Origin of the sequence: Prevotella sp. AM42-24 (assembly GCF_003461825.1) — a bacterium.
Classification (GTDB): Bacteria; Bacteroidota; Bacteroidia; order Bacteroidales; family Bacteroidaceae; genus Prevotella; species Prevotella hominis.
Window position 1 is genome coordinate 1 of record NZ_QTXV01000167.1, and the last position, 1078, is coordinate 1078.

General features: G+C 36.5%; 2 protein-coding genes. One reads left to right on the forward strand and one right to left on the reverse strand.

Annotated features, from left to right (window positions below):
• Positions 1-7 precede the first annotated feature (7 nt).
• On the forward strand, positions 8-79 hold the full coding sequence (locus tag DW917_RS17480) for a smalltalk protein (RefSeq protein ID WP_255415346.1): 72 nt from the start codon (positions 8-10) through the stop codon (positions 77-79).
• Between the two features lie 392 nt (positions 80-471).
• Here DW917_RS17480 and DW917_RS16940 read toward each other — a convergent pair whose 3' ends face one another.
• Positions 472-723 carry a prevent-host-death family protein gene (locus DW917_RS16940; RefSeq protein ID WP_118120551.1) on the reverse strand — a complete coding sequence of 84 codons (252 nt, stop codon included), beginning with the start codon at positions 721-723 and terminating at the stop codon, positions 472-474.
• Positions 724-1078: the final 355 nt, after the last annotated feature.

Here is a 1078-nt window from a genome sequence, read left to right on the forward strand (position 1 = left end):
GAAGACCATTCTTCAAATCGCCATCAGCGTCTTAACGGCGCTTGCAACCACGCTCGGCATAACGAGTTGTGTGGGATAAAGGAAAGATATTGCGTTCAAGCAAATCATAATAAAAGTTTTCAACTGTTTAAATTAATAGTATGTCTTCATAAAGCAAGCCCTCAGCTGTGATAGTTGGGGGCTTTCATTGTTTATGCCATGAACGGAATAATCACTTTTTAGAACAGTGGTCATTGGTCATGGTTATTTCTGGTCAATATCATTGAAGGTATTACTAAGAAATGGCTATAAACCTATTTATATATACAAAAAGATGGGGTTCATTCTCACGACTCACCCCCATCTAACATATCCCCCTTTGTCTGAGCATGCTATGATGGCATTGGCTATATATTAAACTTGACCATTTTCTACATCAGTAAGAATATTGAAAGTAATGACTCTTGCTCCACCTGATTTTCCTTTGCCTTTTTACAACTCATCAAGCAAACTATCTGCAGATTGAAGTTTACGCTTTCCAGCAATGGCTTCCTTTACCTCTGTCAAAGCGTTTCTGAGTTCTTTCATCAAGTCGCGCGATGAATCAATACTATGACTTCCGTCATCGGGGAAGATGCGGAAATTTCCTGCACGCGATTTTAGGACTACGTGCTCTCCTGCTTTTGCCAAATTCAGATACTTTGTCTGATTAGTGCGAAAGTCTCTTGTGCTAATTACAACCATAATTCTATATATTTGTTTACGATGCAAAGAAAGTGCTACCTTTCTTCTGCAAAGATACGGTTTTTTATTGAAACTGCAATCAAAATGGTAACCAAATTAACATTATTTGGTTACCAAATAAGCTTTACAAGGGGTAATGGATATGGTTCAAGTATATGAGTCATAATAGGTATCTTCATTATCGCAATCTTAAATGACAAGTTGGACTGAAATCCCGACTTGATGACTGCTGATTTCATCATATTTTGTGAAAATTCATATAGAGATGAGCAAAATATATAAATTTCTGAGCACTTTTATTATTTTTTTCTTACCTTTCCTCTATAAAACGAAAATGATTTCCCTCGCACAAGGT

Excerpts from the sequence above, each read along its gene's own strand:
- DW917_RS16940 (WP_118120551.1), bottom strand. The coding sequence starts at position 723 with ATGGTTGTAATTAGCACAAGAGACTTTCGCACTAATCAGACAAAGTAT.